Raw genomic sequence first — 2,568 nt, 5'->3', positions numbered from 1 at the left:
TGCTCGGCGCCGTGGGCGGTCCGAAATACGACGTCCTCGACTTCTCGGTGAAGCCCGAGCGCGGCCTGCTGCGCCTGCGCAAGGAGATGGACCTCTACGCCAACCTGCGCCCCGCCCAGTGCTTCGACGCGCTGGCCGATTTCTCGTCGCTGAAGAAGGACGTGGTGGCCGGGCTCGACATCATGATCGTGCGCGAACTGACCTCGGGCATCTACTTCGGCGAGCCGCGCGGCATCATCGAGGAGGGCAACGAGCGCGTCGGCATCAACACCCAGCGCTACACCGAGTCCGAGATCGACCGCGTGGCCCGCTCGGCCTTCGAGCTGGCGATGCGCCGTGGCAAGAAGGTCTGCTCGATGGAGAAGGCCAATGTCATGGAATCCGGCATTCTCTGGCGCGAGGTCGTCACCGAGGTCGGCAAGGAATACCCCGAGGTCGAGCTCAGCCACATGTATGCCGACGCCGGCGCCATGCAGCTCTGCCGCTGGCCCAAGCAGTTCGACGTGATCGTGACCGACAACCTCTTCGGTGACCTGCTGTCGGATGCCGCCGCCATGCTGACCGGTTCGCTGGGCATGCTGCCCTCGGCCTCGCTCGGTGCCCCGATGGCCAACGGCCGTCCCAAGGCGCTCTACGAGCCGGTGCACGGCTCCGCGCCCGACATCGCGGGGCAGGGCAAGGCGAACCCGATCGCCTGCATCCTCTCTTTCGCCATGGCGCTGCGTTACAGCTTCGACCAGGGCGCCGAGGCCGAGCGCCTCGAGAAGGCCATCGAGACGGTGCTCGCCGACGGTGTCCGCACCGCCGACCTGCTGGGCGAAGAGGGCGCGACCCCGGTTTCGACCTCGGGCATGGGCGACGCGATCCTAGCCGCCCTCGACGCGAGCCTCTGAGGCGCCCCTGCGGGCACTGGTTCCAGCCGGTCCCGGTCCGGCGTCGCGGGCATATCGCTTGCGGGAAACTCACCGTACTGCATTGACCGGGCGGCGTTCTGTGCCGCCCGCTTCCGCCACCGCATGGAGTTGGCGAGCTCAAAACCTCGCACATGCCGACCAGCCCCGCGTGCTCCCTCAGCCAAGCCTGCCGCCGCAGTCTTCGGGTTCGCCCGGCGACCAGCCGCGCGAGCCTCTGAAGCTCCGCGGCGTGCCGCTCTCCCTGTGCGGCCCGTCGCAGCGCCGCGCCGAAGGCCAGAGCGGGTCGGTGCAGCCCGATGCCTGTGAGCGGCCGCTGCATCCCGTCCTCGCGGGTCATGCGCTACGCGAGGCGGTTCATATGGCGGTACTGCTGCAGGAGCGCCGAGCAGCGCTTGGTCGCGGTCACCGCATCGGCGGGCTCCCATCCGCGCGAGACAGCCGTGCAGTTCGTCCAGCGCCGCCGCGGCTCCGGCGCTCGGGGACTGGATGACCGCGGTGGTGACCGCACCCGAGGTCGCGCCGGTCAGCGGCGAGGTGCTGGACCGCGCGAGAATCGCCCGCACCTCGTGACTCCCGAGGCCGCGCAGCGCGCCGGTCATCGCCAGCATCCCGAACAGGAACAGCCCGACGCCGCCCGGCACCGACAGTATGTCCGGATCCATTGCCCGATCCCCATCCGAGGGCCTGGCATTCGCGCAAACCTGCAGCAAGCGCACGCGAGGGGGGCAACGGCCCTTGTTAGCGCTCGCGAGCGGTGACAGACTCAAAGCCGGTTTCCTCCTCCTCCTCCTCTCCTCTGTCGCGGCACTCTCCAGAATGGCACACAATGCAAAAGGCGCACTTCTCGCGCTGCTTTCCTTCGCGCTCTTCGCCTCGCACGACGTCGTCGTGAAATTCCTCGGCGGAAGCTACGCGCCCTTCCAAATCGTCTTCTTCTCGGTGCTCTTCAGCTTTCCGCTGGTGAGCCTCATGCTGATCCGCGACACCACCCCGGGGCATCTGCGGCCGATCCACCCGTGGTGGACGGCGCTGCGGACGGTCTCGGCGGTGATCACCGGGATCTGCGTGTTCTACGCCTTCTCGGTGCTGCCGCTGGCGCAGACCTACGCCATCCTCTTTGCGCAGCCGCTGGTGATCACCGTGCTGGCGATTCCCATCCTGGGCGAGCGTGTCCGGCTGCGGCGCTGGATCGCGGTACTGGTGGGGCTCGCGGGCGTCATCGTGGTGCTGCGCCCCGGCGGGACCGAGCTCACGCTGGGTCATGCCGCGGCGCTGGTCGGTGCGTGTACCGGAGCGCTGGCCGCCATCGTGGTGCGCAAGATCGGGCAAGAAGAGCGCTCGGTCGTGCTGCTGCTCTACCCGATGCTGACCAACTTCGTGATCATGGCCTGCGCGCTGCCCTTCGTCTACCAGCCGATGCCGATCGAGCATCTGGGCGCGGTGGGGGTCATGGCGGTGCTGGCCATCGCCGGGGGCTTCGTGCTGATCGGCGCCTACCGCAACGGCGAGGCGGTGATCGTGGCACCGATGCAGTATTCGCAGCTCCTGTGGGCGACGCTCTACGGGGCGCTGTTCTTCGACGAATGGCCCGACGCGATGACCCTTGCGGGGGCGGTGCTCATCATCGGCTCGGGGGTCTACATCGTGCTCCGCG

General features: G+C 68.5%; 2 protein-coding genes and 1 pseudogene. 2 read left to right on the top strand and 1 reads right to left on the bottom strand.

Annotated elements, in window-relative coordinates:
• Positions 1 to 893: 3-isopropylmalate dehydrogenase (leuB, locus tag HC022_RS23850; RefSeq protein WP_167454057.1), on the top strand; the 893-nt coding region annotated here is incomplete at its 5' end.
• Between the two features lie 500 nt (positions 894 to 1,393).
• Here leuB and HC022_RS29935 read toward each other — a convergent pair.
• A pseudogene (locus HC022_RS29935) lies at positions 1,394 to 1,576 on the bottom strand (Na/Pi cotransporter family protein); the annotation flags it as partial.
• Positions 1,577 to 1,730: 154 nt separating this feature from the next.
• On the opposite strand from HC022_RS29935, the gene HC022_RS23845 reads away from it, so the two are divergent.
• On the top strand, positions 1,731 to 2,568 hold an 838-nt coding region (locus HC022_RS23845), incomplete at its 3' end, for a DMT family transporter (RefSeq protein WP_167454056.1).

Origin of the sequence: Salipiger sp. HF18 (genome assembly GCF_011806505.1) — a bacterium.
Classification (GTDB): domain Bacteria; phylum Pseudomonadota; class Alphaproteobacteria; order Rhodobacterales; family Rhodobacteraceae; genus Salipiger; species Salipiger thiooxidans.
Note: the sequence above shows the minus strand (reverse complement) of the source record. Positions and strands in the feature narration are given on the sequence as shown.